A 25460-nucleotide genomic window follows, 5' to 3' on the forward strand; every position below is an offset into this window, starting at 1 on the left:
GCAGGTGCGAAAAATCCTTCGGGAAAGAAGCAGAAACCGTTCGGACCTCGGCGTGAGCTCGGTCGAACGCTGAGCTCACGGCCGAAGCCTAAATCGTGAGGTTTGGGAATCACCGTCCGTTTACGGCGGCGAGGATGTCAAGGATTAAATATAGGGTTTTAAGGGAAAAAATAACCAGTAACCGCTAAAAGGTCACTGGCTGACTATCTAACTACTGTTTAATCATGCCCTCATAGCGTTGAGAGATGACATAGGTTTGAATTTGTTTCGCCGTATCGATCGCCACCCCCACCAGAATTAACAGGGAAGTTGCCCCCAAACCGCGAAAAGTGGTGACACCAGTAGCGCTTTCTACTACAGTCGGCACAGTAGCCACCAAACTTAAAAAGAGAGCGCCCAAAAGGGTGAGACGATTCAGCACCCCTTCCAGATAATTAGTAGTAGCGGTCCCCGGTCGAATCCCCGGAATACTGGTCCCCATTTTTTTCAGGTTTTGGGACATATCCTTGGGGTTAACGATCAGGGAAGCGTAGAAGAAACTAAAACCGAGAATCAGTAAGCTATAAAAAGCCACATAACCCCAACTATCGGGACGCAGAGCATTAACCAACTGAACTAAAACCTGACCGACCGGGTTATCCGTGGGTAAAGCTTGCACCAATTGGAAAGGTAAGACCAACACTGCCGAGGCGAAAATAATCGGCATCACGCCCCCTTGATTGAGTCGTAGGGGTAGATAACTGGTTCTTTCCCGATAGAGACGACGACCCACCTGACGACGGGCAGAAACAATAGGAATCCGACGGGTTCCCTCCTGAACAAAAACAATGCCGATAATCATCACCAAGAAAACCAGCAAGAGAATCACCACTTGAGCGATCGCTTGTCGGCCACCCTGTTGAGCAAAAGTAATTGTATCACCGAGGGTTTTCGGTAAAACGGCGACAATGTTGACAAAAATCAGCAAAGATGCTCCATTTCCCAGACCGCGTTCCGTAATCAGTTCCGAAATCCACATCACGAACATAGAACCGGCCACTAAAGCGAGAACCGTAGCGGCGATCGAGGGTAAAGTTCCAGCCACAACGCCGTTAGCCACCAATAAACCGAGAGTAATACCGATACTTTGAATAATTGCCCAACCAAAGGCAACATAACGGGTAATTTGGGCAATTTTTCGCCGTCCTGCTTCCCCTTCATTTTTCTGTAAATCTTCCAAAGAAGGAAGGGCAGCGGTGAGTAGTTGCACGATAATTGAGGCGTTGATATAGGGAAGAATGCCGAGGGCAAAAATCCCTAACGTCGATAATCCTCCCCCAGTAAACAGGTCAAGGATTCCCAAAGCGGCGTTACTTTGAATAATTTCTGCTAATCTTGCCCGATCCAATCCGGGTATCGGTACAAACATCCCAAAACGGAGCAGAACCAGTAAACCCAATGTAATCAACAAGCGACCGCGTAAACCAGCCGCTTGTGCCATTTGCATAAACGTTTCCTGTGCCGTGGGAGCCTTATCACGACTGACGACCATTAACAGTTACCTCTAGTGCAGTTTTTTTATGGGAAAAAGTAATCGAGGGGGAAAACTTTCTCGATTTTTTTAAGATTTCCCCTGTCTTTCTTATGATATAGCAATCCGGTCTTGGGGATTGGGTGTTAGGGTGTGGGGTGTAGGGTGTGGGGTGTAGGGTGTGGGGAGAACAAAGCTGCCCTTTACCTTTTGCCTTTTGCCTTTTGCCTTTTGCCTTTTGCCTTTTGCCTTTTGCCTTTTATCTCCTGTCTCCTGTCTCCGTTAAATTTCTTCCCAAGTACCTTGAGCGGCGGTAATTTTCTCTTTAGCACTATTGCTAAAAGCGGCGGCCTTCACCTTGAGGGGAACGGTAATTTCACCATCACCTAAAACTTTTAAAGGGCCGTCATTGCTGGTGAGAATTTTAGCTTTTAGGAGACTTTCTAGGGTAACTTCCGTATTAGCGGGTAAAGAAGCCAATTTTCTCAGATTAACAATCGTGTATTGACGGGGGTTAACCAAAGGAAAATGCTTTAATTTCGGAACCCGACGATAGAGGGGCATTTGTCCCCCCTCAAAACCGGGACGAGTCCCCGTCCCAGATCGAGATTTTTGTCCGCGCATTCCCAGGCCGCAACTAGCACCCTGGCCGGCCGAGACACCCCGTCCCACACGACGACGGCGTTTAGTGGACCCCGGTTGGGGGGCGATTTCGTGGAGTTTCATGGTGATTTCTCTAGGTGTACAAATGTTCTATAGATACGCCTCGATCCTTAGCCACTTCCGAGAAAGTGCGGAGAGTTTCCAGGGCGTTAACGGCGGCTCTAGCGTTATTGAGGGGGTTATCGCTACCGAGTTGTTTAGCGAGGATATTTTTTACCCCGGCTAATTCTAAAACGGTACGGACAGCACCCCCGGCAATAACCCCAGTCCCCGGTGCCGCTGGACGCATAAGCACCTGAGCGCCACCGGAAGCCCCCCGGGTGAGGTGAGTGATAGAACTAGCTTTAGTTAAGGAGACTTCAATTAGTTGTTTTTTGCCATCGGCCACGCCTTTACGGACGGCCCCGATAACGTCCCCTGCTTTGCCGACTCCCACTCCCACCTGGCCGTTTTCATTGCCGACCACGACGATGGCCCGGAAGCTGAGTTTTTTACCACCCTTAACCACTTTACTAACCCGGCGGATCTGGATGACCCGCTCTTGCCAAGTGGTTTCTTTTTCTTTTTCGCGGTTGCCTTTGCGACGTTTTGCCATAGTTTTATCAGTGTTGAAAGGATATTTTAGAAGTTTAAGCCGGCTGACCGAGCCGCTTCTGCTAAGGCTTTGACGCGACCGTGATAGAGATTGCCACCGCGATCAAAAACCACTTGTTCAATGCCTTTGTCTAGGGCCCGTTGGGCCACCAGTTTACCCACGGCAGCCGAGGCTTCTTGGGTAGCGGTGGATTCCAATTCCCCGCGCAAGGTGGCCTCTAGGGTAGAAGCGGCAGCGAGGGTGTGTTGGGCTACGTCGTCGATAATTTGGGCGTAGATGTGGTTATTAGAACGAAATACGGATAAACGCGGCCGTTCAGCAGTGCCATTAATTTTGCGACGCACACGCTGGTGACGACGACGGACTGATTCTTTGCGACTAAGTTTCATGGTTTATTTTTTACCTCCTTTACCGCCTTTACCGCCAGCTTTACCAACTTTGCGACGGACGACTTCACCAAGATAGCGAATCCCTTTTCCTTTATAAGGTTCGGGGGGACGAACTTCGCGGATTTTAGCGGCAATGTTACCGACCGCTTCTTTGTCGATGCCACTGACGATAACTTGGGTATTATTTTCTACGGCTACGGAAACACCATCGGGCATCTCCATTTCCACGGGTTTACTGTAACCAACATTAAGAACTAATTTACTACCCTGCGCCTGGGCGCGGTAGCCCACCCCTTGGATATCGAGGCGTTTTTGAAAGCCAGTAGCGACTCCTTCTACCATGTTGGCCACTAGAGTTCTACAGAGTCCGTGGCGTTCTCTGGCGGTACGCGAATCATCTTGACGGGTAACGAGCAGGGTTTCGCCATCTTTGTCGATGGCGACGGCGGTGGGTAGGGTTCTCTGGAGAGTTCCTTTAGGTCCTTTCACCGTCACGGTAGCACCATCGATATCGACGGTGACTTTATTGGGAATAGGGATCGGGCGTTTGCCAATACGAGACATAACAGTTATCAGTTATCAGTTATCAGTTATCAGGGAAGAGTTATCAGTGGGTCAGCTATCAGGTTTAAACTGGGAAAGGCTGACGGCTGATAGCTTATCCTTGTTTACCAGATGTAGCAAAGGACTTCGCCGCCAACGTTTTGTTTACGCGCTTCGCGATCGGTCATAATGCCTTTAGAGGTAGAAACAATGGCGATGCCAATGCCACCGAGGACGCGCGGTAAGTCTTTACTGTTGGAATAAACTCGCAGGCCCGGTTTACTGACTCTGGTGAGGGTAGTAATGATCGGTTGACGGTTTTTGCCTTTATATTTGAGGGAAAGAACTAATTGAGATTTAATCCCCTCACCCACTTCCTCAAAGTCAGCAATAAAGCCTTCGTCCTTGAGAACTTGGGCAATACTGCGCGTCATCCGCGTGGTGGGAATTTGAGTAGTGGTCTGCCGAACCGCGCAAGCGTTACGGATGCGGGTCAGCATATCCGAGATGGTATCGTTAGCAGACATGAATTACCTGTTTTTCTCCTAAATTGGGATCAACATCAGTGGTCAGTTATCAGTTATCAGTTATCAGTTATCAGTAGGTCAGTTATCAGATTTGAGTATTAAGTGAGTAGTATTAAATAGCAGGTTCCTGCTGTCTTTTCACTCAATCACTGTTGACTGTTCACTGTTGACTGTTCACTGTTTACTGTTTGCTGTTCACTGTTCACTTATTTACTGGTCACTGTTTACTTTTCTCTTGATTGATTTATCTAAAGGGCATTCCCATCTCTTTGAGGAGGGCGCGTCCTTCTTCGTCGTTTTTAGCGGTGGTGATGATTGAGATGTCCATCCCGCGAATTTGATCGATTTTGTCGTATTCAATTTCAGGGAAGATCAACTGTTCACGAATGCCTAAACTGTAGTTACCACGACCATCAAAACTGTTACCGCTGATACCGCGAAAGTCGCGAATGCGTGGTAAGGCCAGATTAATGAGACGGTCTAAAAAAGCGTACATTCGATCGCCGCGCAATGTCACCATGACACCCACGGGCATTCCTTCGCGGATTTTAAAGCCAGCGATCGCTTTTTTAGCTCTAGTCACTACCGGTTGTTGTCCGGTGATGGTGGACAGTTCCTCCTTGGAAGACTCCAAAGCTTTGGCGTTTTGTGAAGCTTCCCCAAGACCGCGGTTAACAGTAATTTTGATAACTTTAGGTACTTGGTGGATATTGGTATAACCAAATTGTTCTTTCAGTTTAGGAACAATGGTTTCTTGATAGGTGGTTTTTAGTTTTTGGCTCATAGTTTTGCTGCTTGCTTTTCCTGGGCTTGGTCAGGAACTAGAATTGATGGGAAACTAATCGATAATTTCGCCAGTTTTCTTCAGTATCCGCACTTTCCGACCGTCTTCGGTAAAGGTATAACCCACCCGACTGGCGATTTTTTTCTTCTCGGAATAAATCATCACTTTGGAACTGTGAATCGGTGCCTCGTAGGTAAGGATTTGACCCGATTCTCCTTCCTGTTGGGGTTTAGTATGTTTGGTGCGGATATTAACTCCCTTGACCACCACGGTACTTTCTTGGGGTAAAGCGCGTAAAATTTCGCCCACTTTGCCCTTATCGGAACCGGCGATTACCTGAACGACATCCCCTTTTTTAACGTGCATTTTTTGCCTTTGGGGCGGGGTTTGAATGTTTTTCTTACTCATTTTTTTTGACCTCAAAGTGTGAAAAGTTTTAGACTAGCCATCAGCCAATTGCCTTGGTACTTTTCACTTTGATCAGAGAACTTCTGGGGCTAAGGAAACAATTTTGGTGTAGTTTTTATCGCGCAATTCCCGAGCGACAGGACCAAAAACCCTAGTACCTTTGGGATTACCGTCATTATTAATAATCACGGCGGCGTTATCATCAAAACGGATGCTCATGCCACTATCGCGACGGACGGTTTGACGGGTCCGCACAATCACCGCAGTGACCACATCGGATTTTTTCACGGGCATATTGGGGATAGCGTCCTTAACCACGGCGATAATTTTGTCACCGATGCCACCGTAGGTACAGTTACCTGTTCCCAGCACCCGCAGACACATTAGTTTCCGCGCCCCGCTATTGTCAGCGACATTTAAGTAGGTTTGTTGTTGAATCACGGTTTTTACCTAGGTGAAATTTAATTATCGGTTAATATTTCCGCCACTTGCCAACGTTTGGTTTTACTGAGGGGGCGGGTTTCACGAATACGAACTCGATCGCCTTGTTTGGCTTGATTTTCTGGGTCGTGAGCCTTAAATTTCTGGGTTTTCACGACGATTTTGCCGTATTTAGGGTGAGGAGAGCGGTTTTCAATGGCTACCACTACGGTTTTATCCATTTTGTCGCTGACTACTACCCCAACTCTTTCTTTAACTGCCATAGCGGGTTATGCCTCCGGGGTGGACTGGGCTAGTTGGCGCTCCCGTTCTACGGTCAATAATTGGCCAAGACGGTGGCGGGTGTGTTTGAATTCGTGGGTTTTTTCCAAGCGGCGGGTGGCCTGTTGCAAACGCAATTCAAACAGTTTCTTTTTGGCATCGAGGATAGCGTCGGCGATGTCGTCATCGCTCATCTTCCTCACTTCGGCGATTTTCGGTAAAGCCATTAGACAAAATCCTCCTCGCGAGTGATAAATTTGGTCTTAATTGGTAATTTTTGAGCCGCTAGGCGCATTGCTTCCCGGGCTACCGGTTCGGCTACCCCGGCAATTTCAAACATAATGAACCCCGGTTTAACCACAGCCACCCAGAATTCGGGGGAACCTTTCCCAGAACCCATCCGAGTTTCTGCAGCCCGTTGGGTGACGGGTTTATCAGGAAAAACGCGGATCCAGATTTTGCCACCCCGACGGATATAACGAGTCATTGCCCGTCTGGCCGCTTCGATTTGACGGGAAGTAATCCAACAGGGTTCGGTGGCTTGCAGGGCGAAATCGCCGAAATTAATCGTATTTCCGCCGGTGGCCAGCCCGCGCATCCGTCCGCGCTGTTGTTTGCGGAATTTTGTTCTTTTGGGACTTAACATGAGCTATTTACCACTGATAAATATTAGGGATCAGCCTTCGCTAGAGCGATCTTCAAACTGTTGACGGCGACGCTGTTGACGGCGCGGTGCTTGAGCGGGAACGGCGGCGGCAATTTCTTCTTGGCCAGGGATAATTTCGCCCTTAAAGATCCAAACTTTCACGCCTAGAATCCCGTAGATGGTGCTGGCGGTTTTATAGGAGTAATCGATATCAGCCCGCAGGGTATGGAGGGGAACTCGTCCTTCCCGCACCCATTCAGTCCGAGCGATTTCTGCCCCGTTGAGACGACCGCTAACTTGAATTTTGATCCCTTTGACTTCAGCCCTTTGCGCCCGTTGGATGGCCTGGCGAACCACACGACGGAAGGAAACCCGTCTTTCTAGTTGTTGGGCGATGTATTCGGCGATCAGGTTGGCATCGGCATCAACGCGAGCCACTTCGATGACGTTAATGCGAATTTGACGCTGGCCACCGAGGGCTTTTTGCAAACCTAGGCGCAGCTGTTCGATTCCCGTGCCACCACGACCGACGACGACCCCGGGGCGGGCAGTGTGGATGGAAATATCTACTTGATCGGCCTTGCGTTCGATGCGAATATCGGCGATACCGGCATTAGCGAGGTTTTTTTCGACGTAATCACGAATGCGGCGATCTTCTTGCACTAATTCGGGGTAACGTTTCGCGTCGGCATACCAGCAAGATTTATGATCTTTGATAACGCCGAGACGAAAACCGAGGGGATGGATTTTTTGTCCCATTGTGGTTTTTTTAGTTAAGGTGATTAGTCTTTGTTGCTAGGAGCGACGGCGACGGTGATATGACAGGTGGGTTTGCGAATTTGGTAGGCGCGGCCTTGGGCCCGGGGTCGAAAACGTTTTAGGGTCGGTCCGCCATCGGCAAAGGCTTGGCTAACTACCAAAGTGGCGGGATCGAGTCCTTCGTTATTTTCGGCGTTGGCAACGGCGGAACGCAGGACTTTCAGAATCGGGTCACAGGCCCGGTAGGGCATAAATTCGAGAATAATTAGGGCTTCCCGATAGGAGCGACCGCGAATCTGATCGAGTACCCGTCTGACTTTCAGGGGTGACATCCGAATATAGCGGGCGATCGCTTTGACTTCGTTAGAGGTATCGATGGTCATTTCAGTTATCAGTTATCAGTTATCAGTTATCAGTCATCAGTCTTGGTGATTTATGGTCACGACTCTTCGGCCTTGCTCAGAGGCCACTATCTAGCTGACGACTGAGGGAGTAGCGGCTGATTTATTTCCGTCCTGCTTTTTTGTCGCTCTTGGCGTGGCCGCGGAAGGTGCGGGTGGGAGCGAATTCACCGAGTTTATGACCGACCATCTGCTCGGAAACATAGACGGGAACGTGCTGTTTGCCGTTGTGAACGGCGATCGTGTGACCGACCATATCGGGAATGATTGTCGAGGCACGGGACCAAGTTTTAATCACTTGTTTACTGCCCTGTGCGTTGAGTTTTTCGATTTTTTCCATCAGGTGGCCGGCGACAAATGGCCCCTTTTTCAGTGAACGACCCATAATTTTCAGTCAAAAGTAAAGTAATAATTTCTAACCTTGGTTACGACGGCGCACGATCAGATCGCTACTGCGTTTTTTCTTGTTGCGAGTTTTGCGACCGAGGGCGGGTTTACCCCAGGGAGTCATCGGGCCAGAACGTCCGATCGGAGCGCGACCCTCTCCACCTCCATGCGGGTGATCCACTGGGTTCATGACGCTACCCCGAACATGAGGCCGTTGACCGCGGTGACGGGTACGGCCGGCTTTACCGAGACTGATGTTTCTCGCTTCGGCGTTACCGACTTTTCCGATGGTGGCGTAGCATTCACGCCGGATCATGCGGACTTCCTTGGAGGGGAGGCGGATGGTAACGTAATCGCCTTCTTTGGCTACCACTTGGGCGAAACCGCCGGCAGCCCGCACCATTTGACCACCGCGACCAGGAACGAGTTCGATGTTATGAACTTCTGTCCCTAGGGGGATGCGACTTAAGGGTAGGGCATTACCGACCTCGAAGGGAGCGTTTTCTCCGGCGATGACGGTATCACCAACGCCTAAACCGGCGGGGGCGATGATGTAGCGTTTTTCCCCGTCTTTGTAGAAAAGCAGGGCAATGCGGGCGTTACGGTTAGGATCGTACTCGATCGCCGCTACTGTGGCCGGAATATCCCGTTTATCGCGACGAAAATCGATAATCCGGTAGAGGCGTTTATGGCCGCCGCCCCGGTGACGACTGGTAACGACACCGCGATTATTACGCCCCTGTTTGCTGTGTTTGCGATGAGTTAGGGACTTTTCCGGTTCGGTTTTGGTGATCTCTTTAAAGTCGGAGATGGCCGCCTGCCTTGTCCCGGGGGTTAAAGGTCTAAAAGAACGAATACCCATAGTTTAGTTTTCCGTTATCGGGTTTCTTGGTTGTTATACGTCGGGATAGAGGGTGATCGAGTCGCCTTCGGCTAGGGTGACGATCGCGCGTTTGTATTGGGGTTTGTAACCGAGGAAACGGCCGACGCGTTTTTTCTGACGAGAGGGGCGGCTGGTGTTCACTTTCGTTACTTTCACCTCAAACAGCAGTTCGATCGCCGCTTGAATTTCCGGCTTGGTCGCTTTCAAGGCGACATCGAAGACGTATTTATTTTGTTCTAGGAGTAGGGTGGCTTTCTCGGTGACGATCGGCTTTAGGATCAGATCGGCGAGTTGCCTGGCTTCAGTTTTAAGCACCATAGACCTCCTCAATTTTGGCTAGGGCTGCGGCGGTGGCGATAACTCGATCGGCTAGGATGACATCATAGACGTTGAGACTATCGGCGCGAATAATTTTGAGATTGCAGATATTACGCCCCGATAAATAGACATTTTCGGGAATTTCCGTCAAAATCAGCAGAATTTTTTCCTCTGGACTGGCTCCCCAGCGACTTAAGGCAGCGGTGAGTTCTTTGGTTTTGGGTTGGGAGAATTGTTCGGCGAAGCTTTCAACAACGATAAAGTTATCGGCCTGGCCGATCAAAGCGGTTCTCAGGGCTAATCTTTTCTCTTTGCGATTGACCTTAACCTCAAAATCTCTCGGTTTGGGTCCGAAGATGACACCGCCACCACGCCAGAGGGGAGAACGGATCGAACCGGCTCTGGCACGACCGGTGCCTTTTTGCCGCCAGGGTTTGCGACCACCGCCGCGCACTTCCGAGCGGGTTTTGCTGGAGGCGTTACCTTGGCGGGCCGCCGCTAGATGGCTGACGACGACGCGGTGAATTAGGTGTTTGGCGGTTTCGGGTTTAGCGGTTTTCAGTTCCAGGGTGCCTGTTCCCGCTTCTTCCCCTTGCCAATTTTTGACTGTGTAGTTAACCATGGCTTTAATCTTTCCTTGCCCTATTTACCAAATTTCTTGGCGGGGGTGATGTTTAACAGGGTTCCTGGTTTACCCGGGACGGCTCCTTTGATCAGGATCAGGTTGCGTTCGCTATCGATTTTGACCACGGACAATTTGCGGATGGTCACTTGGGTGGCTCCGTATTGTCCGGCCATTCTCTTACCCGGGAAAACCCGGCCGGGGGTAGTACCGGCACCGGTGGAACCGGGGAGACGGTGGTTTTTGGAACCGTGGGTCATGTTACCGCGCTTGAAGTTATGGCGTTTTTGATAGCCGGAGAAACCCCGTCCGATGGTGGTTCCAGCCACATCGACTAAATCGCCTTCTTGGAAGATAGCGGCGGTAATTTCTTGGCCTAAAGTGTAAGCGGATGCGTCCTCAAGGCGGTATTCGATTAAATGCCGCAGGGGGGAGACACCGGCTTTGGCTAAATGACCGAGTAGCGGTTTGTTGAGGGCTTTTTCTTTGACGGTTTTGTATCCCACTTGGATGGATTCATAACCGTCGGTTTTTTTAGTTTTGACTTGGGTGACGGGACAGGGACCGGCTTGAACGACGGTGACGGGAATGGCGACTCCCGTTTTGTTGTCGAAGATTTGGGTCATGCCCAGTTTTGTACCGAGGATACCGATAGACACGGATTGTTCTCTTTATCTTTACTAGACGACAATCAAAAATAACGTGGCCGTGGCTATAGGAGCGAGAAAAATCTTTCCCGCTTTATCAGCCTGCCCAACTTGAATAACTTTTTTCGAGTTATTTAAGCTGGCATCCCGTTAAATTCGTAAGTAGGACTAGACAGGGTTGCTGGTTCTGCCTAGATTGTTGCTGGTCTTTGTTTCTTGGGGACTTAAAGGGTTTATCTTCAGTATCCCGGCGAAGACCGAGCGGCCAAGGCGGTTCTGCTCGGTAGTGCCTTTAGCACCACCTAACACCGATTTTGGCCACAATCAAACATTATATAATATTTGTGACTTTTTAGGCAAGAGGTTTTTTAGTCACCGGCAATGATCCTATCTAGTCCGGCTGAAGGAAGGGGTGACAATGAGGTTAAAGTCTAGGCTGGGTGCAGGGTCTAGGCTGTGGGGTTCTGGGAAAATCTCCTCGCTGTCACCCTTCAAATTGATTAACTTAATTCTCCCTGCTTGTCACCCCTTCAGGTTTCTGGTGCTTTTTTAGCCAAAAAGTTCGCAAAACTATTTTATAGCAAGGCTTAAACTGATATTCAGCAGATCGCGATTATAGTAGTTATCTTAATGGTGAGGTAGAAAGTTTTTGTTTTGGGGGAACCGGTCGTCGATATCAAATTAGGTTACACTGCTTGATGGGAATTGCTTTCAATGGGGGGGGATGACAGCAGGGTACTATCATCCCTTGTTTGGAGGTTAAATCGCTTCGAGATCTTTTTCTCCGGTACGGATGCGGACGATCTGTTCCACGGGGGAGATGAAGATTTTACCGTCTCCGATTTCACCGGTACGGGCTGCCGAAATCAGCTTATCGACGACCATATCGACTTGCTTATCTTCGACGACGATCTCGATCTTGAGTTTTTGGAGAAATTCGACGGTGTACTCGGAACCGCGATAACGTTCCGATTGACCTTTCTGACGACCGAAACCTCTAACTTCGGAGACAGTCATGCCGACAATGCCCGCGTTAACTAGGGCGATTTTCACCTCTTCCAGTTTAAAGGGTCGGATAATCGCTTCTACTTTCTTCAAAATATCTATCTCCTCGTTGCGTGACGATACCTTCTTGGTGAATTAACTGTTAATTCTAAACGCAGAATCCCGACAATAGCGCTTAAAGTCATGATTTCTTCAATTATTGGCCTTGGCCACAGTCTTCACCGTGAAAAATTTCTGGGTGGGAATTGGCCCACCCGCAGCCATAAATAAACCAACTAGAGAGATAATCCTAACTGAAGACCAAAAACACCGTGAACTAGCAGTAAAATTAGGGCAATACTGCCGATATAGGCGTGAACAGTCCGGAAAAGTTCTTTTTTCCCGCCAGCGAAGCCAGTGAGGGACAATAATCCATTAAAAGCTAATAAACCGATCGCGATCGATCCTGTCCAGAAATGGCTGCTTTCGAGGATGGGATGTTTCTGCATGACTAGGGATAAAATACCACCGGTGTAACCGAGAGCGATAAATAAAAACAGCCAGGGGGCGAGTTTGCGGTGATCAGCCCGATTTTTGTCCACTACTTCCCCATCTTGGCTTAAACGGCTTTGCCAACCGGCATAGGCAGTATAACTACCCATAACTAAAACCACGATCCCCATCATAACTGGATGTCCCCAATGAACGATCGGTTCGGGAGTTCCGAGACTGCGAAAGGCAGCGGCGATCGGCTCTAGCGCATCACTTAAACTTTGATTCATGTTTGTTACCTAACTTTACAAAACCCTTTTGCCTAAGATTTTAGCCGATCTCCGACCTGGAAAAACTGCGGTTAGCCGAAAAAATGTCAAGCCTTCGCTAAATTTCTTAACATTTCAGCTAGACATAAGCGGAGAAATATAGAATAAAGGCAGGGGAAACCAGGGATCCCCACGGGGATTAACCCCTAGGAGGGCATTATGACTTATCTGCTTAAAGATCGGCGATCAGCAGGGAGACTATTAGCTAGTTACTTGACAGAATATACCAATAGTGCTAGGGCGCTAGTGTTGGCTTTGCCCCGGGGTGGGGTTCCGATCGCCTTTGAAATTGCCCAAAGGTTACATTTACCGCTAGATCTGTGTTTGGTGCGAAAATTAGGTGTACCGGAGCGAAAAGAGTTAGCTTTTGGGGCGATCGGTCAGAATGGTGTGCGGGTAATCAATGAAAGTATCGTTGACGACTTGCACCTATCGGAGGCGATGATGGAAAGGGTAGCAAAGGAAGAAATGATCGAATTAGAGCGACGTGATCGCTTATATCGAGGTGAACGCCCATTTCCAGTCTTGAAGGGGAAAACGATTATTCTAGTAGATGATGGGATCGCTACGGGAGCAACGATTAAAGCGGCGATTCTGACCCTTAAGGCTGAAAATCCCGCTGCTATTATTGTTGCCGTTCCTGTTGCCCCGCCGGAAGTCTGTGAGCAATTAGAAAAATTAGTTGATCGAGTAATTTGCCTACATAAACCCTACGAATTGAGATCGATTTCTCTTTGGTACGAGGACTTTTCCCAAACCAGCGATGAGGAGGTGCAAACACTTTTAGCCAGCGTCGATAGTTCTTTGATTCCAGTTTAGGGAGATGGGGAGTGGGGAAGTGGGGAGAAGGGTGTAGGAAGACCACTTCGTGTGCCTTGCGGGGGGAGAATAAATAACAGCAATCTCCTGAATTCAGAAGTCAAAATTGAGACTTCAGAGTTCTAACTTTTGACTTCTAAGGCATCGGTATCAACGGTATTAGTTGGGGAAGAGACTTCAGTTTGATTATTTACTCTCCCTGGACGGCGATTGCGATAATCAAGAACTAATCGCGATAATTCCGTGGTTAAAAGGGTGAGGACAATCCCATCATCGATCCAACCAATAATCGGGAAAACGTCAGGAGAAATATCGAGGGGACTAAAAAGATAAACCATAGTTCCCAGAATGATAATCCAACGATATTTAGGGTGAGTGATTTTGCTGCTGTACCAGTTGTAAAAAGATTCAACAATCGGTTTCATTAATTTGTCCTCGTTGACGGCGATAATTTAATTTTGTCAGGTTCTACTTGGGGGTGATAGTGCGGTTTTACACCCATTATGTAGGGTTATCCCCGCTAATTATCCACTAAAAAAGCCCAGAAGAAAATTCACCTTTAGGGATGAGCTTTAAGTATTATTACTGGATGCTTAAGAGGGGAGATAGTGGCATCTTTTCCCGTCCAGGCGTTGGTTAGCTCGCCAGTCAAGCATCTACTGGCCGCTGGAAAAATCGTAACGTATTCGTTCACGGGTTTCCATCAATAGCTGACCGAGCATATTCAATCCAGTTCCATCTCCACCATCACCCCAGTATCTATCATTTTTTGTCTGCTCAATCAGCTTTAGATCACCTGTTGAAAGTATCTTTTCAGTCAAGTCAGGATGTTGTGTAAATTTGGCATATAGAGCCTCTCGCATGACATCATCTTTGATGATTTCCCAATCTCGACGCAGTGGTCTGCGACGATCCCGTCCCATCTCGGCCGCTTCTCGTGCTGTTTTGGCTTGTCGAATTTCTTCTTCATGAGGAGTATTAACAAACTTCTGAGCCTGAAAGTAATGTTCTGAGGTAGGCCATATTCTATCTTTTAGATGGATTGGGTATGGTGCGAAATTTGAGAAAAACCCGTAAGGCTGATTTAAATGGTAAAACTTAATAGGCTCACTCCGAGCGTCGCTTGCATAGTCGATAGCATACTTCGCTAGAGTCGTTTGGATAAGTGTATTAATTTCCCGAGGAAGTGTTGCAATACCTCCGCCAATTGCATAACCAGGTATTGAGCTTTGATTTTGCCATCCCAAAATATCCCATCCCTGATCAAGCAGAAACTTTATATATTCCAAGTCAGATTCAACCACTTGTTGGTGAGTACGTCCGCCATAATCGCTGTAAGTCATCGTAGTAATGGGAGCAATTTGCAAACGCCTTTGTAATGTGGAGTATTTACCTCCCATCAGAGACTCCATCGCTTCCATGACCGCTGCTTGATTGGCTCCTGATGTATTAGTATTCCAATGACCGGATTCATAGGTCTGGTGAATTGTGACAGTTTGAGCATAGTTAGCCGAGTAGGTGATAGCAACACCAGGGGATCCTATACTGATCAGCTTTTGTGCTTCAGCAATAATAGCGAGAGCTTGATCAAATGCGGAAAGATTGTTTCCGCTTTCGTCTTTGTAAGGCAAGTAAAAATTGAATAGACTTCCCATGATAAGCACTTTGATTGAACTGACAAACCATCAAATAGAGATGAATGCCGATTATGGCGGTCTTCATGTTTATAAACTAAAGGATGCGGGAAACTGGTAATTATTGGGACCACGAATGTATGGAAACGTATCAATCAGGCGAAAGTTCAACCATAGGTTTTTAAGCCTCACAAGAAGATATAGTGAGTGGCTAAGATAAGCTGTAAACAATGGAACAGTCAAACTAGAGGCCGCGAGAGGTGAAAGTCTAACCCACGGGTCTGAATGGGAGGGGATGAAGGCGACATTCCCGACCCGTAATAGATGAAGTATAACTTAATTTGGTATCGAGGACTGACTCCCCAAAAGGAAAACTTCCTATCTGACTATTAAGATAACTGCAATAACCGGGTATTCTAGGAAAGTGATCGGATTTCAGCCTTGAATCTATGGAAACCCTCTTTCATCTAGTTACTTTTGCCTTTGTCTTTGCTTTTGGTGCCTCGGTGGGCAGTTTTTTAAACGTGGTCATCTATAGATTACCTAAGGGGATATCTCTAGTTTCTCCCCCTTCCCACTGTCCGAAATGTCACCACAGGTTGGGTAAAAGCGAGAATATACCCGTTTTCGGCTGGTTATGGCTAGGGGGTCACTGTCGCTGGTGTAGAACCCCGATTTCTGTCCGTTATCCAGCGATCGAAACTTTTACCGGTTTGTTATTTTGTCTGGTTTTAGGAGATTTTAGCTTTTCTTGGCAGACCCTCGGCTATTGGATTCTCCTCAGTTGGTTATTAGCTTTAGCTTTGATTGATTTTGACACGATGACGCTTCCTAACTCCCTCACCCAATCGGGATTAGTTTTAGGGATAGTTTTTCAGACTCTTTTAGGTTGGCAAAATAATCAAAGTGTTATCTATCTCTTTTCAGCGATCGCTAGTGCGGTTTTAGGAGTCTGGTTATTTGATCTGATCCGATGGGGGGGAAGTTTTGCCCTCGGACAGCAGGCCATGGGGGGAGGAGATGCGAAATTAGCGGCCATGATCGGTGCTTGGTTAGGATGGCAAGCATTATTAGTCACCGGTTTTCTGGCCTGCGCTATTGGGGCGGCGATCGGTATGACGGGCATTTTTCTTGGTAAAATGGGGAAAAAACAAGCTATACCCTTCGGTCCATTTCTTGCCCTCGGCGCTCTGATGAGTGTCTTTTGGAGTGATAAGATCATCTCAGCCTATCAAACCATTTTTTTCCCTTTGTTGTAAAAAAGCTATCTTGTAATTAAATCTTGATACAATAATCTTCCGTGTCTTGGATCACCATTAGAACAACCCCGAGCCGTTGGTAAGCCGATTGGCTACAGGAAATGCTCAAAGCTCACGACATCCCCAGTCGCGTTATCGCTATTGGCCTTGGTATTTATTGCGGCCAGGAGCATCAGGCCGCCCTACAAGTGGGTCCCCAAGATCGCTGGACAGCACTTTTGTTATTAAGTCCTCTAGAGGAAAGTCGATAAATTGTCTTTATTTTAAACTATGTCTCTATTTGATTGGTTTGCAAATCGCCAAAAAACAGAACCCAAGGTTCAACAACAACAGGAACGAGAAATAGCCGATGGTTTATGGACAAAATGCCCAAATTGCGGCGTTTTGGCCTATACGAAGGATTTATTAGCTAATCAACTGGTTTGTCTCGATTGCGGTCATCATAATCGGGTGGAAAGTGAAGAAAGAATTCGCCAGTTAGTGGATGCTAATACTTGGAATTCCCTCGATGAACAGATTCGACCGACGGATCCGCTCAAATTTCGCGATCGGAAAAGTTATAGCGATCGCCTGCGGGAAACCCAAGAAAAAACTGGAATGACGGATGCTGTCCGGACGGGAACGGGGACAATCGACGGTTTACCCTTCGCTTTAGGGGTGATGGACTTCCGTTTTATGGGGGGTAGCATGGGATCGGTGGTGGGAGAAAAACTCTGTCGTTTGACGGAACGCGCTACCGATGAAAGTTTACCCCTGGTGATTATCTGCGCTTCCGGCGGGGCGAGAATGCAGGAAGGAATGTTAAGTTTAATGCAGATGGCCAAGATTTCTGGCGCTCTTAACCGGCATCGGGAGGCAAAATTACTCTATATTCCCGTCCTGACTAATCCCACCACGGGAGGAGTCACGGCCAGTTTTGCCATGTTGGGAGATATTATTATTGCTGAACCGAAGGCTACTATCGGTTTTGCCGGTAAACGGGTAATTGAACAGACTTTGCGCGAGAAATTGCCAGAAGGTTTCCAAACATCGGAATACTTGTTAAAACATGGGTTTGTCGATGCGATCGTTCCCCGTCCCCATCTCAAGAAAACCCTGGCCCAATTAATCAGTTTACATCAGCCCTTTTTCCCCTTGTTATCCCCCCTCAACAGCCATCATCACTACAGTCAACCGGAGTTAATCCCCCTGAAAACAGCCCAGGGACAAAAAACAGTTTAATCTTTGTAAGACGGCACTGGAGTTGAAAGTCTGAGCATTTGTACTAAATTCACCCGATAGGCAGTTTAAATGTAGTACAGCTTACTTAACTGGGTTGACAGCGATCGCAAAGTCCAAAAAATTCGAGAGTATGGTAATAAACCTTGAATTGGTGGGATTTTTCGAGTTTTTCTTCCAATTCGTGAACGGGACACTCATTAAAGACGATAGACCGACCGCAATGAATACAGGTAAGATGGTGTTGATCCTGCTGAACGGAACTGTAGAGGGATTCTCCTGTGGCTAGGGTTCTCACCTGCACCGCACCCTGTAGCTTTAGGGATTCTAGGGCGCGGTAAACAGTGGCTAACCCCATATTTTGGTCACGCTGACGGAGTTCCACAAACAATTCCTGAGCGGATACTGCCCGATTTAAGGTTTTGAGTAAGTGGATAATGCGCTCTTGCGATCGGGTGCGTTGGGATTTCATATCAAAAAGGTCAGCGATCAAATTTAATTCTATGCCAAAAAATTATCAGTGCTTTATTTATGTTACCCTGCGTCCCTCGGTTCTCGATCCGGCGGGTACGGCGGTAGAGTCGGGATTAAAGCAATTGGGTTATGATACTGTAGCCGGGGTGCGAATTGGTAAATATATTGAGCTTACCGTGACAGCAGCGGATGAAATCAGCGCTCGATCGCAATTGGATCAAATGTGCGATCAACTATTGGCTAATCCTGTGATTGAAAATTATCGCTTTGATTTGCATTGTCAGGAGATAGGGGATAGGGGATAGGGGATAGGGATTAGGGAAATTCAACTAACTCCAACACCCTAACACCCATCTGATGAGAGCTTTCTGCACAATGAATTAACCAAGTTAAAAATTATGAAGTTTGGGATTATTGTTTTCCCTGGATCGAATTGCGATCGAGATGTGGCAACGGTGACGGAGGGGATTTTTCGGCAACCTACCCGCTATGTTTGGCATCAAGAGACGGATCTAGGGGATTTGGATGTGATCGTGGTGCCGGGGGGATTTAGTTACGGCGATTATTTGCGCTGTGGTGCGATCGCTCGGTTTTCACCGGCGATGAAAACTGTCCGAGAAGAAGCCGAAAAAGGTAAATTAGTTTTAGGCATCTGTAACGGTTTTCAGGTATTAACGGAAATCGGACTGCTACCCGGTGCGTTAATTCGTAATCGCGATTTACATTTTATCTGCGATCGAGTGCCAGTAAAAGTGGAAAATAATCAATCTGTCTGGACGCGAGGTTATCAACCGCAACAGGTGCTTAATTTGCCGATTGCCCACGGGGAAGGGCGTTATTATGCCGCAGAAGATACGTTAAAATCTCTGGAGGATAACGGTCAAATTCTCTTTCGTTACTGTACTCCCACAGGAGAGGTAAATGAGTCAGGAAATCCCAACGGTTCGTTAAATAATATTGCAGGAATTACCAATAAAGCAGGAAATGTGCTAGGAATGATGCCTCATCCCGAACGGGCTGCCGATCCGATGCTCAATTTGACCGATGGTAGTTTGTTATTTCGGGAGATAACAGGTAATTGTGCTGTCCTGATGTGAGGAATGATGATCATGAGTCGCCAAAAAGCTCTAGACTACAATTTTGGCAATAATTGGTCGTAGGATTGGATCATTCTTTCGTAAGTAAAGCGAGTGGCATTGATAAAACCTTTTTGCCTCAAATCTTCCAGGCGATCGGGAGCGAGAAGATTTGAAGCAATAATAGTAGCGGCAGCCTCGTGTTCGGTGGGATCGAAATACACCGCCGCATCGTCAGCGATAACAGTCATGGGGAGACGATTGGAGGTAAAGACGGGACAACCACAGGATTGAGCTTCAATAACGGGAACACCGAATCCTTCCTGAAAGGAGGGAAAAATTAAAGCAGTTGCTAGGCAATAAAAGGCGCGTAAGTCATCATCAGAGACGGTTCCTAATTCGATTACTTGTGCGGACAAGTTATTCTGATTAACAAATTCTCGCATATCCGGCAGCAAAGGTTTTCCCATCAGGATCAATCGGCAATTTTCCAGACCGGGGAAAGTGATTAACCTCTTGAATATTTTCAGCAATCCCAATCGATTTTTATACCATTGGCCGCCTCCGACATGAATTAACCAGGGATAATCACGGTTGATATTAAATTTGCCCACCAGAGCTACTGCTGCTTCTTTTGTCATCGGACCGTATCCCTGATTCAAGCAATCCTCAATTACTTCCGTTTGTTCGGGAGCAATTTTAGTTAAACGGAGAACATCGGCACGAGTAGCTTCGGAAGAACAGACAACATATTTAGCCTGTTTTAGTCCTCGCAAAATCATAGCCTGATACTGTTTTCCCGTCCAACTGGTGGGATTTTCAGGAATTTCTCCTAGGGCGGAACGAATGGCCAGCATATCGTGACAGATGACAAAATATTTGCGATCTTTTAGATAGGGAGTTAAATAGGATAAAGCTTGATCACAAATGCAGACGATATCAGCCCAATCAAGCTGCTGACGTAACTGCACTGGGAAAATAATTAACTTATCGATGTACCCTAACCACTTGCCGATTCCCTGGGGAGAAGGCTTCAGTTGACCGAAAATAGGCGGTGCTTGCACTCGCCGAATTTCGTGTCCTTTTTGTCTGAGTCCTTTCTCCACTAAACCGACAAAACGATTGATACTGATCTGCCGATCATTGACGTAATTTCCTACTATTAAAACTTTCATGATTAGGCTCCAAAAAATCAATTTTTATGGCGGTAAAACTCTCAAACAGTCTCAAGTAAAATTCAGGGGTTAAGAATAATATTAGTCCCGCAAAATTTCCTCGTACCTTTGTCCCGCTCGCTCCCAGGTGTACTCCGATTCCACCATCGCCCGGGCATTATAGACCTCTTGCATAAATCCGAAAACAAACGATAGGAACAATAATGGGAGGGACTTTCAGTTAATTATTTATTAGTAGTTGATAATCTTCAAAAATGTTGCTGTACAAGGATCGACTTAAGACTTTTGCAAGAGGTCTTATGGGACAGTTGTTCTCGCACAGAAGGATCATCGAACAACCTAGAGATCGCTGTGACGTACTCAGCAACACTATTGGCGCGCAATGCCCTAGGGGGAATTCCCTCGGCTGCCACCGTTAAACCCTCTAAGCCGCGATCGCTGGCGACAATCGGAATCCCCGCGGCCATGGATTCTAGGGTTTTGGTCTTGATTCCCAATCCCACCCGCAGGGGAACCACACAAACGGTTCCCCGGTGTAAATATTCCACTGTCGAGGGAACGGTTCCCGTCACCCTCACACCGGGATACTTGGCCAGTTCGAGAACTTCCGGTGCTGGGTTTGCCCCCACTAGGGTTAAAGTGGTGTCGGGATATCGCTGTTGAATGACTGGCAGGACTTCTAAAACAAAAAAACGGGCGGCATCGATATTATGGGTAGAACTCATGGCACCGACAAAGACCAAATTATGGCCGCCAGGATCCCGAGGACGATAGGGAAACAGGGCTAAATCCACGCTATTAGGCACGATATCCACCCGTGCATCCGGGAGGATTTTTAATAATTGTTCGCGATCGTAATCGGTAGTAGCCACCAACTGGGAAAACTTGGCACAGTAACGTTTTTCGTACTGATAGAGTAGGGGCAGAGAGAGAAAATCCCGCAGCGGATAGGCGGAGGCTCCTCCATCTAGATGATTGCGTGTCCAACCGTACACGGAACTGTGAATATCTACTACTGTTTTGACTCGCTGACGGTATTCCGGCCGGATAAAAATCTCGCTGATACTCTGAGCGCAGATAATTACATCACATTTTTGCTGCTCGACGTATTCATCTATTCGCTCTTGAATGAGCGGCGAACGATAACTAAGAACATTAGCTGGGGTCATCTGTACTATTGCCTCCAGAAAGCGCCCTGTTTGACCGATTAGTTTTGTCAGTCCCTTGCCTGGTTCGGGAATTTCCTGGGGCGGAAATAAGACAAGATGATTGGTAAAGGTTTTTAATTCTTCGATCTGAGTTTCTGTGACATTCTCCACCCGACGGGCAAACAGGGTGACATCATGGTTTTGATGAAGACATTTGATCAGGTTAAAAGTTCTACCCTCGGTTGCCCCGCGACTAGGTGGATAGGGAAAGTTATGGCAAGAAAGGACTAATATTCTCATAATTCTATCTCGGCAGCGGTTTTTGGCAATAATTCTACCGTTTCCTTTAGTTGGCTATATACAGGAATCTTAACTGGGTATTTCTCGATCTCCCCAAGGGTGACTTTTCCCCGTCCTGTTAAGAGCAATACGGGTTGACAACCAGCTTCTAGGGCGCACTCTAGATCACTGGGCGCATCGCCGATAAACAACGAGCCGGCTAAGTCGATTCCGTACTGGTGGGCGGCTGTCAGCAGCAGATAGGGGGAGGGTTTGCGGCAGGGACAACCTTCGTCGGGATGGTGCGGGCAGATGGCAAGATCGTGAAAATGCACGCCCAATTGTCGGTATTCCTCAATCATGCGCCCGTGAATCGCCGCCAGATCGTCCCAAGTGAAATAGCCCCTAGCAAGTCCCGATTGATTGGTAATGATGATCAGCAGATAGCCAGCATCCTGCCACTGTTTTAAGGCAGCCGCTGCCCCGGCGGGAATGCTCACCTGTTCTGGTTTGCTCAGGTAGGGGATATAGTCAATAACTACCCCATCTCGATCGAGAAATAAGGCTTTGTTCTTTTTTGCTCTATCTTCGCTTTCGTGGTCAGAATTGCCAGGAGGTGGCGGAGACGGGTATTTTTGGTGGCCGTCATTGACAGAAATTGCGGGGAAAGGATTCATTATGTTGGACTTTTTCGAGTCGGGGACTAGAATTCTCAGTTCTTCTGTCAGAGACGAGAGCTTGAACTGATGCACAGACAAAATTCGAGGGATTGTAGCGATTTGTGCTAGTTTTCTCGACTAAATTGCTTCTCCTCACTATCTAGGTGTTAGAGTATAGCAATCACGGCATATTATACGCCGTCAGGCCTTTGGGCTTTTGATTATATCGGCGGTATTGTCAGGAATTGTTAACATTTTTGTCCAGCCAAACAAAAGTCCAAGACTGGCAAAGGTTGAATCCCCCGGTCAGAAATCCCCCATCCCGGCCAGAATACATCAAAAATTTATTTACAAACAAAACAAATTGTGCTAGAGTTGGCTGCGTTTGTCGTATATTCCGAGAATAACCGGCAAAAGATCACTCTTTTGACTCGATCGCTCTAGGTTTCTCTAGAACTATCATCGGCCTGTTTTTCTTGTCCCGTGATCAATTCTACCATGCTAGGGGTTTTGTACCCAATTAATGGACAGCGATTCTGGTCTTTTGATACTATTCAATGTAATGACAGGATGATTGAGAGTTAAATTTATTCAACTAATAAAAATTGGAAAATCAAACCTATGCGAATGGTGGAAAAATCAAACAAAAAATTGGATAGTTTCCAGAGCGATCCCTCTCTATCAATTTTAATCAAGACTGAATTGGAAGAAGCTTATAACCTGAAGAAAACCCTGCTAACCGAGACAAAATATCTAGAGAAAATCCAAGAGATTTGCCAAGTATGTATCCATGCTTATCGCAACAACCACAAAGTATTAGTCGCCGGTAATGGAGGCAGTGCCGCCGATGCTATCCATTTTGGCGGTGAGCTACACGGCCGATTTCTGAAAGAAAGACAGTCTTTACCGGTTCGCATCCTCAATAGCGATATCGCCAGTTTAACAGCGATCGCTAACGATTATGGCTACGAATATATTTTTAGCCGCCAGATAGAAGCGGAAGGTAATCCGGGTGATGTGTTTATCGGTATTTCCACTTCGGGAAATTCCGCCAATATCCATCAAGCTCTCAAAGTTTGTCAAGCAAAAGGTCTCACTAGCATCGGTTTAACTGGGGCGAAGGGATTAGCTCTAGCGGAAAAAACCGATTATTGTTTGATGATTCCTAGCACCAGTACCCCGCGCATTCAAGAAGGTCATGGTTTTGTTCTTCATACTATTTGTTTAGCGATCGAAGAAGCGCTCTTTCCTAACTAAAATCTCCTAGCAAAAAATCAACCTAAACAGCATAACCATGATCATCAGAACCAAAGCTCCTTTAAGATTAGGTTTAGGTGGTGGCGGCACCGATGTGGAACCTTACTGTAGTCTTTATGGGGGTTACGTTCTCAACGCTACTATCGATCTCTATGCCTACTGTACAGTCACGGAAATTACTGACAAACAAGTCATTTTTGTTGCCGCCGATCGAGGAGAACAACAAATAGAAACCCTTCAGTTTCCTCTACCTTATAACGGCGTTCTCGATCTGCATAAAGCGGTCTATAATCGTTTGATTAAAGACTTTAATCAAGGGCAACCTTTGCCGCTGCAAATCACCACTTTTTCCGATGCGCCAGCCGGTTCGGGATTGGGTTCTTCTTCTACCCTAGCCGTGGCCATAGTTAAAGCCTTTGTGGAACTGTTAAAATTACCCCTAGGTGAGTATGATATCGCTCATTTAGCCTACGAGATCGAACGAATTGACCTCGGCTGGTTAGGGGGCAAACAGGATCAGTACGCTGCTACTTTTGGCGGTTTTAATTTTATGGAATTTTATGAACAAGATCGAGTCATAGTTAATCCTTTGAGAATTAAAAATTGGGTGATCAATGAATTGGAAGTTTCTCTGATCCTCTACTATACAGGCATTTCTCGCTACTCATCTCAAGTAATTGAGGATCAAATTCAGAATGTCCAAGAAAAAAATAAGCAGGCGATCGCCGCTACCCATCAACTCAAAAAAGAGGCAATTCTCTTTAAAGAAGCACTGCTTAAATCAGATTTTATGGGGATAGCAGAAATTCTGAGAACTTCTTGGGAAGCGAAAAAGAAATTATCCAAATTAATTAGTAATCCGCAGATTGATCACATTTATCAGGTAGCGAGGGAAACCGGGGCCTATTCGGGCAAAATATCGGGAGCCGGTGGCGGTGGTTTTATTATCTTTATGGTCGATCCTACCAAGAAAATCGAAGTAACTAAAGCTTTGAAAGCAGCAGGAGGCCAAGTGATTAATTTTCACTTTACCAAATACGGAACCCAAGCATGGACATTATAGCAAGCAAAGGATCGACGGGGGAGGATTATCCCTATAAGCCTAAAAATAGTTTTCAAAAGATTGGCAATAATTCAGATTTTTGAGGTGTATCTATGGACGTAATTATTCTGGCGGGTGGGTTAGGAACTAGGTTGCGATCGGTTATCAACAGTTTACCAAAACCTATGGCTCCCGTTGCCGACAGACCTTTTTTAGAATATCTATTAGATTACTTAATCTCTCAAAAAATTACCAACAAATTTTTAGTTTCTGTTGGCTATGAACATCAGAAAATTATCGATCATTTTGGCGATCAATACAAAGAATACGAGCTAAATTATCTGATAGAAGATAGCCCCTTGGGAACTGGAGGAGCAGTCCAGTTTGCACTAAATAAAATTCAAACCGAACAAGCATTAATTGTTAACGGAGATACCTTGTTTAATGTCAATTTATCCGCCTTAATTAATTTACATAATCAAAAGAAATCCCTGATAACTGTTGCTCTGAAGCCCCTAACTGACTTTGATCGTTATAATAATGTTCTGCTAGACGATGACCAAAAAATTATTGGGTTTGAATCCAAAAAATACCAAGATAAGGGCTATATTAATGGCGGCATATATTGTGTATGGAAAAACATATTATCCAGCTTTGATCTGCCATCAAAATTTTCTTTTGAGGACGACTTTCTCAAAGTTTATACCGAGAAAATTCCTATGTATGGCTTTATTTCTGACGAATATTTTATTGACATAGGCATCCCCCAAGATTACGAAAAAAGTCAGATTGAATTACCTGAACTTTTTAATTTCCGAAATCAGGTTTAAC

General features: G+C 46.7%; 36 protein-coding genes. 9 read left to right on the forward strand and 27 right to left on the reverse strand.

Annotation, left to right across the window (positions count from 1 at the left end):
- Positions 1-211 precede the first annotated feature (211 nt).
- From secY to IM462_RS05695, 21 genes are all read right to left on the reverse strand, one after another.
- Entirely contained in the window at positions 212-1531 is a 1320-nt protein-coding gene (gene secY / locus IM462_RS05595) for a preprotein translocase subunit SecY (protein WP_104397522.1), read from the reverse strand.
- Between the two features lie 261 nt (positions 1532-1792).
- Positions 1793-2236 carry a 50S ribosomal protein L15 gene (gene rplO, locus IM462_RS05600; RefSeq protein ID WP_002780095.1) on the reverse strand — a complete coding sequence of 148 codons (444 nt, stop codon included), beginning with the start codon at positions 2234-2236 and terminating at the stop codon, positions 1793-1795.
- Between the two features lie 10 nt (positions 2237-2246).
- Positions 2247-2768, reverse strand: coding sequence for a 30S ribosomal protein S5 (gene rpsE / locus IM462_RS05605; protein WP_052275669.1), 522 nt, complete (start codon positions 2766-2768; stop codon positions 2247-2249).
- Positions 2769-2794: 26 nt separating this feature from the next.
- The gene (gene rplR / locus IM462_RS05610) at positions 2795-3157 is read right to left on the reverse strand and encodes a 50S ribosomal protein L18 (protein WP_002753900.1); all 363 of its coding nucleotides are present in this window, start codon (positions 3155-3157) and stop codon (positions 2795-2797) included.
- A gap of 3 nt (positions 3158-3160) precedes the next feature.
- Positions 3161-3721, reverse strand: a complete 561-nt coding sequence (rplF, locus tag IM462_RS05615; protein ID WP_287703495.1) for a 50S ribosomal protein L6 — start codon at positions 3719-3721, stop codon at positions 3161-3163.
- Positions 3722-3825: 104 nt separating this feature from the next.
- The gene (gene rpsH / locus IM462_RS05620; RefSeq protein WP_002734721.1) at positions 3826-4227 is read right to left on the reverse strand and encodes a 30S ribosomal protein S8; all 402 of its coding nucleotides are present in this window, start codon (positions 4225-4227) and stop codon (positions 3826-3828) included.
- Positions 4228-4471: 244 nt separating this feature from the next.
- The gene (gene rplE / locus IM462_RS05625; protein ID WP_002734750.1) at positions 4472-5011 is read right to left on the reverse strand and encodes a 50S ribosomal protein L5; all 540 of its coding nucleotides are present in this window, start codon (positions 5009-5011) and stop codon (positions 4472-4474) included.
- A gap of 54 nt (positions 5012-5065) precedes the next feature.
- Positions 5066-5419: a 50S ribosomal protein L24 gene (gene rplX, locus IM462_RS05630; protein WP_002753906.1), complete on the reverse strand. Its 354-nt coding sequence runs from the start codon at positions 5417-5419 to the stop codon at positions 5066-5068.
- A gap of 72 nt (positions 5420-5491) precedes the next feature.
- Positions 5492-5860 carry a 50S ribosomal protein L14 gene (gene rplN, locus IM462_RS05635; RefSeq protein WP_002732358.1) on the reverse strand — a complete coding sequence of 123 codons (369 nt, stop codon included), beginning with the start codon at positions 5858-5860 and terminating at the stop codon, positions 5492-5494.
- A 20-nt stretch (positions 5861-5880) separates the two neighbouring features.
- Entirely contained in the window at positions 5881-6123 is a 243-nt protein-coding gene (rpsQ, locus tag IM462_RS05640; protein WP_046660592.1) for a 30S ribosomal protein S17, read from the reverse strand.
- 6 nt (positions 6124-6129) lie between these two features.
- On the reverse strand, positions 6130-6348 hold the full coding sequence (gene rpmC / locus IM462_RS05645) for a 50S ribosomal protein L29 (RefSeq protein ID WP_002746608.1): 219 nt from the start codon (positions 6346-6348) through the stop codon (positions 6130-6132).
- Positions 6348-6767 (reverse strand): 50S ribosomal protein L16, encoded by a 420-nt coding sequence (gene rplP / locus IM462_RS05650; protein ID WP_002734310.1) that lies wholly within the window; start codon positions 6765-6767, stop codon positions 6348-6350. Before rplP ends, rpmC begins: the two co-directional genes overlap by 1 nt.
- Before the next feature lie 30 nt (positions 6768-6797).
- Positions 6798-7526 carry a 30S ribosomal protein S3 gene (gene rpsC / locus IM462_RS05655; RefSeq protein WP_185238747.1) on the reverse strand — a complete coding sequence of 243 codons (729 nt, stop codon included), beginning with the start codon at positions 7524-7526 and terminating at the stop codon, positions 6798-6800.
- Positions 7527-7549: 23 nt separating this feature from the next.
- Entirely contained in the window at positions 7550-7909 is a 360-nt protein-coding gene (gene rplV / locus IM462_RS05660; RefSeq protein WP_002746605.1) for a 50S ribosomal protein L22, read from the reverse strand.
- A gap of 121 nt (positions 7910-8030) precedes the next feature.
- A complete protein-coding gene (gene rpsS, locus IM462_RS05665; protein ID WP_002753908.1) occupies positions 8031-8312 on the reverse strand; it encodes a 30S ribosomal protein S19 in 282 nt (93 codons plus the stop codon).
- Positions 8313-8342: 30 nt separating this feature from the next.
- Positions 8343-9176 (reverse strand): 50S ribosomal protein L2, encoded by an 834-nt coding sequence (gene rplB, locus IM462_RS05670; RefSeq protein ID WP_002746601.1) that lies wholly within the window; start codon positions 9174-9176, stop codon positions 8343-8345.
- 33 nt (positions 9177-9209) lie between these two features.
- Positions 9210-9515, reverse strand: coding sequence for a 50S ribosomal protein L23 (locus IM462_RS05675; protein WP_045358714.1), 306 nt, complete (start codon positions 9513-9515; stop codon positions 9210-9212).
- Positions 9505-10137 carry a 50S ribosomal protein L4 gene (gene rplD, locus IM462_RS05680; RefSeq protein WP_158200256.1) on the reverse strand — a complete coding sequence of 211 codons (633 nt, stop codon included), beginning with the start codon at positions 10135-10137 and terminating at the stop codon, positions 9505-9507. Before rplD ends, IM462_RS05675 begins: the two co-directional genes overlap by 11 nt.
- A gap of 20 nt (positions 10138-10157) precedes the next feature.
- Positions 10158-10796 (reverse strand): 50S ribosomal protein L3, encoded by a 639-nt coding sequence (rplC, locus tag IM462_RS05685; protein WP_002734589.1) that lies wholly within the window; start codon positions 10794-10796, stop codon positions 10158-10160.
- A gap of 747 nt (positions 10797-11543) precedes the next feature.
- Positions 11544-11882, reverse strand: coding sequence for a P-II family nitrogen regulator (locus IM462_RS05690; protein ID WP_002787863.1), 339 nt, complete (start codon positions 11880-11882; stop codon positions 11544-11546).
- 182 nt (positions 11883-12064) lie between these two features.
- The gene (locus IM462_RS05695; protein WP_287703500.1) at positions 12065-12550 is read right to left on the reverse strand and encodes a DUF4079 domain-containing protein; all 486 of its coding nucleotides are present in this window, start codon (positions 12548-12550) and stop codon (positions 12065-12067) included.
- A gap of 198 nt (positions 12551-12748) precedes the next feature.
- Between IM462_RS05695 and IM462_RS05700 the strand changes: the two genes are divergently transcribed.
- The gene (locus tag IM462_RS05700; RefSeq protein ID WP_287703502.1) at positions 12749-13408 is read left to right on the forward strand and encodes a phosphoribosyltransferase; all 660 of its coding nucleotides are present in this window, start codon (positions 12749-12751) and stop codon (positions 13406-13408) included.
- Between the two features lie 122 nt (positions 13409-13530).
- On the opposite strand, the gene IM462_RS05705 is transcribed toward IM462_RS05700, so the two are convergent.
- Together IM462_RS05705 and ybiA are read right to left on the reverse strand one after the other, a co-directional pair.
- Positions 13531-13833 carry a YkvA family protein gene (locus IM462_RS05705; RefSeq protein WP_104397526.1) on the reverse strand — a complete coding sequence of 101 codons (303 nt, stop codon included), beginning with the start codon at positions 13831-13833 and terminating at the stop codon, positions 13531-13533.
- 231 nt (positions 13834-14064) lie between these two features.
- Entirely contained in the window at positions 14065-15063 is a 999-nt protein-coding gene (ybiA, locus tag IM462_RS05710) for a riboflavin biosynthesis intermediates N-glycosidase (protein WP_287703505.1), read from the reverse strand.
- A 428-nt stretch (positions 15064-15491) separates the two neighbouring features.
- On the opposite strand from ybiA, the gene IM462_RS05715 reads away from it, so the two are divergent.
- From IM462_RS05715 to accD, 3 genes are all read left to right on the forward strand, one after another.
- Positions 15492-16301 (forward strand): prepilin peptidase, encoded by an 810-nt coding sequence (locus IM462_RS05715; protein ID WP_287703507.1) that lies wholly within the window; start codon positions 15492-15494, stop codon positions 16299-16301.
- 101 nt (positions 16302-16402) lie between these two features.
- Positions 16403-16552: a hypothetical protein gene (locus tag IM462_RS05720; protein ID WP_287703509.1), complete on the forward strand. Its 150-nt coding sequence runs from the start codon at positions 16403-16405 to the stop codon at positions 16550-16552.
- A gap of 19 nt (positions 16553-16571) precedes the next feature.
- Positions 16572-17522, forward strand: coding sequence for an acetyl-CoA carboxylase, carboxyltransferase subunit beta (accD, locus tag IM462_RS05725; protein ID WP_287703511.1), 951 nt, complete (start codon positions 16572-16574; stop codon positions 17520-17522).
- Positions 17523-17607: 85 nt separating this feature from the next.
- On the opposite strand, the gene IM462_RS05730 is transcribed toward accD, so the two are convergent.
- Positions 17608-17991 carry a Fur family transcriptional regulator gene (locus IM462_RS05730; protein WP_002734059.1) on the reverse strand — a complete coding sequence of 128 codons (384 nt, stop codon included), beginning with the start codon at positions 17989-17991 and terminating at the stop codon, positions 17608-17610.
- A 31-nt stretch (positions 17992-18022) separates the two neighbouring features.
- Between IM462_RS05730 and purS the strand changes: the two genes are divergently transcribed.
- Together purS and purQ are read left to right on the forward strand one after the other, a co-directional pair.
- Complete coding sequence (gene purS, locus IM462_RS05735) at positions 18023-18298, forward strand: phosphoribosylformylglycinamidine synthase subunit PurS (protein ID WP_287703514.1); 276 nt, start codon at positions 18023-18025, stop codon at positions 18296-18298.
- A gap of 93 nt (positions 18299-18391) precedes the next feature.
- On the forward strand, positions 18392-19090 hold the full coding sequence (purQ, locus tag IM462_RS05740; RefSeq protein WP_287703515.1) for a phosphoribosylformylglycinamidine synthase subunit PurQ: 699 nt from the start codon (positions 18392-18394) through the stop codon (positions 19088-19090).
- 35 nt (positions 19091-19125) lie between these two features.
- Here the strand turns inward: purQ and IM462_RS05745 are convergent, their stop codons facing one another.
- From IM462_RS05745 to IM462_RS05755, 3 genes are all read right to left on the reverse strand, one after another.
- The gene (locus IM462_RS05745; RefSeq protein ID WP_287703517.1) at positions 19126-20244 is read right to left on the reverse strand and encodes a glycosyltransferase family 4 protein; all 1119 of its coding nucleotides are present in this window, start codon (positions 20242-20244) and stop codon (positions 19126-19128) included.
- Positions 20245-20492: 248 nt separating this feature from the next.
- Entirely contained in the window at positions 20493-21692 is a 1200-nt protein-coding gene (locus tag IM462_RS05750; RefSeq protein WP_287703519.1) for a glycosyltransferase family 4 protein, read from the reverse strand.
- Positions 21689-22348, reverse strand: coding sequence for a D-glycero-alpha-D-manno-heptose-1,7-bisphosphate 7-phosphatase (locus IM462_RS05755; RefSeq protein WP_287703521.1), 660 nt, complete (start codon positions 22346-22348; stop codon positions 21689-21691). Before IM462_RS05755 ends, IM462_RS05750 begins: the two co-directional genes overlap by 4 nt.
- Positions 22349-22951: 603 nt before the next feature.
- Between IM462_RS05755 and IM462_RS05760 the strand changes: the two genes are divergently transcribed.
- The 3 genes from IM462_RS05760 (at position 22952) to IM462_RS05770 (ending at position 25459) form a co-directional block, all read left to right on the forward strand.
- On the forward strand, positions 22952-23587 hold the full coding sequence (locus tag IM462_RS05760; RefSeq protein ID WP_287703523.1) for a D-sedoheptulose-7-phosphate isomerase: 636 nt from the start codon (positions 22952-22954) through the stop codon (positions 23585-23587).
- Between the two features lie 37 nt (positions 23588-23624).
- Positions 23625-24650, forward strand: coding sequence for a GHMP family kinase ATP-binding protein (locus IM462_RS05765; RefSeq protein WP_287703525.1), 1026 nt, complete (start codon positions 23625-23627; stop codon positions 24648-24650).
- Between the two features lie 92 nt (positions 24651-24742).
- Positions 24743-25459, forward strand: a complete 717-nt coding sequence (locus IM462_RS05770; RefSeq protein ID WP_287703527.1) for a nucleotidyltransferase family protein — start codon at positions 24743-24745, stop codon at positions 25457-25459.
- Position 25460 lies beyond the last annotated feature (1 nt).

The sequence above is a fragment of the Microcystis sp. M144S2 genome, assembly GCF_020246065.1.
GTDB classification, from domain to species: Bacteria; Cyanobacteriota; Cyanobacteriia; order Cyanobacteriales; family Microcystaceae; genus Microcystis; species Microcystis ichthyoblabe_A.

Excerpts from the sequence above, each read along its gene's own strand:
- rplV (WP_002746605.1), bottom strand. The coding sequence starts at position 7,909 with ATGACCATCGATACCTCTAACGAAGTCAAAGCGATCGCCCGCTATATT.
- rplO (WP_002780095.1), bottom strand. The coding sequence starts at position 2,236 with ATGAAACTCCACGAAATCGCCCCCCAACCGGGGTCCACTAAACGCCGT.
- IM462_RS05675 (WP_045358714.1), bottom strand. The coding sequence starts at position 9,515 with ATGGTGCTTAAAACTGAAGCCAGGCAACTCGCCGATCTGATCCTAAAG.
- rplD (WP_158200256.1), bottom strand. The coding sequence starts at position 10,137 with ATGGTTAACTACACAGTCAAAAATTGGCAAGGGGAAGAAGCGGGAACA.
- accD (WP_287703511.1), top strand. The coding sequence starts at position 16,572 with ATGTCTCTATTTGATTGGTTTGCAAATCGCCAAAAAACAGAACCCAAG.
- purS (WP_287703514.1), top strand. The coding sequence starts at position 18,023 with ATGCCAAAAAATTATCAGTGCTTTATTTATGTTACCCTGCGTCCCTCG.
- IM462_RS05765 (WP_287703525.1), top strand. The coding sequence starts at position 23,625 with ATGATCATCAGAACCAAAGCTCCTTTAAGATTAGGTTTAGGTGGTGGC.
- rpsH (WP_002734721.1), bottom strand. The coding sequence starts at position 4,227 with ATGTCTGCTAACGATACCATCTCGGATATGCTGACCCGCATCCGTAAC.
- rpsS (WP_002753908.1), bottom strand. The coding sequence starts at position 8,312 with ATGGGTCGTTCACTGAAAAAGGGGCCATTTGTCGCCGGCCACCTGATG.
- rplF (WP_287703495.1), bottom strand. The coding sequence starts at position 3,721 with ATGTCTCGTATTGGCAAACGCCCGATCCCTATTCCCAATAAAGTCACC.
- IM462_RS05755 (WP_287703521.1), bottom strand. The coding sequence starts at position 22,348 with ATGAATCCTTTCCCCGCAATTTCTGTCAATGACGGCCACCAAAAATAC.
- IM462_RS05745 (WP_287703517.1), bottom strand. The coding sequence starts at position 20,244 with ATGAAAGTTTTAATAGTAGGAAATTACGTCAATGATCGGCAGATCAGT.
- IM462_RS05760 (WP_287703523.1), top strand. The coding sequence starts at position 22,952 with ATGCGAATGGTGGAAAAATCAAACAAAAAATTGGATAGTTTCCAGAGC.
- IM462_RS05730 (WP_002734059.1), bottom strand. The coding sequence starts at position 17,991 with ATGAAATCCCAACGCACCCGATCGCAAGAGCGCATTATCCACTTACTC.
- rplR (WP_002753900.1), bottom strand. The coding sequence starts at position 3,157 with ATGAAACTTAGTCGCAAAGAATCAGTCCGTCGTCGTCACCAGCGTGTG.
- IM462_RS05715 (WP_287703507.1), top strand. The coding sequence starts at position 15,492 with ATGGAAACCCTCTTTCATCTAGTTACTTTTGCCTTTGTCTTTGCTTTT.
- IM462_RS05705 (WP_104397526.1), bottom strand. The coding sequence starts at position 13,833 with ATGAAACCGATTGTTGAATCTTTTTACAACTGGTACAGCAGCAAAATC.
- rplP (WP_002734310.1), bottom strand. The coding sequence starts at position 6,767 with ATGTTAAGTCCCAAAAGAACAAAATTCCGCAAACAACAGCGCGGACGG.
- IM462_RS05700 (WP_287703502.1), top strand. The coding sequence starts at position 12,749 with ATGACTTATCTGCTTAAAGATCGGCGATCAGCAGGGAGACTATTAGCT.
- rpsC (WP_185238747.1), bottom strand. The coding sequence starts at position 7,526 with ATGGGACAAAAAATCCATCCCCTCGGTTTTCGTCTCGGCGTTATCAAA.
- rpsQ (WP_046660592.1), bottom strand. The coding sequence starts at position 6,123 with ATGGCAGTTAAAGAAAGAGTTGGGGTAGTAGTCAGCGACAAAATGGAT.
- IM462_RS05770 (WP_287703527.1), top strand. The coding sequence starts at position 24,743 with ATGGACGTAATTATTCTGGCGGGTGGGTTAGGAACTAGGTTGCGATCG.
- rplX (WP_002753906.1), bottom strand. The coding sequence starts at position 5,419 with ATGAGTAAGAAAAACATTCAAACCCCGCCCCAAAGGCAAAAAATGCAC.
- rpsE (WP_052275669.1), bottom strand. The coding sequence starts at position 2,768 with ATGGCAAAACGTCGCAAAGGCAACCGCGAAAAAGAAAAAGAAACCACT.
- purQ (WP_287703515.1), top strand. The coding sequence starts at position 18,392 with ATGAAGTTTGGGATTATTGTTTTCCCTGGATCGAATTGCGATCGAGAT.
- rplE (WP_002734750.1), bottom strand. The coding sequence starts at position 5,011 with ATGAGCCAAAAACTAAAAACCACCTATCAAGAAACCATTGTTCCTAAA.
- rpmC (WP_002746608.1), bottom strand. The coding sequence starts at position 6,348 with ATGGCTTTACCGAAAATCGCCGAAGTGAGGAAGATGAGCGATGACGAC.
- secY (WP_104397522.1), bottom strand. The coding sequence starts at position 1,531 with ATGGTCGTCAGTCGTGATAAGGCTCCCACGGCACAGGAAACGTTTATG.
- IM462_RS05720 (WP_287703509.1), top strand. The coding sequence starts at position 16,403 with ATGCTCAAAGCTCACGACATCCCCAGTCGCGTTATCGCTATTGGCCTT.
- IM462_RS05695 (WP_287703500.1), bottom strand. The coding sequence starts at position 12,550 with ATGAATCAAAGTTTAAGTGATGCGCTAGAGCCGATCGCCGCTGCCTTT.
- rplB (WP_002746601.1), bottom strand. The coding sequence starts at position 9,176 with ATGGGTATTCGTTCTTTTAGACCTTTAACCCCCGGGACAAGGCAGGCG.
- ybiA (WP_287703505.1), bottom strand. The coding sequence starts at position 15,063 with ATGGGAAGTCTATTCAATTTTTACTTGCCTTACAAAGACGAAAGCGGA.
- IM462_RS05750 (WP_287703519.1), bottom strand. The coding sequence starts at position 21,692 with ATGAGAATATTAGTCCTTTCTTGCCATAACTTTCCCTATCCACCTAGT.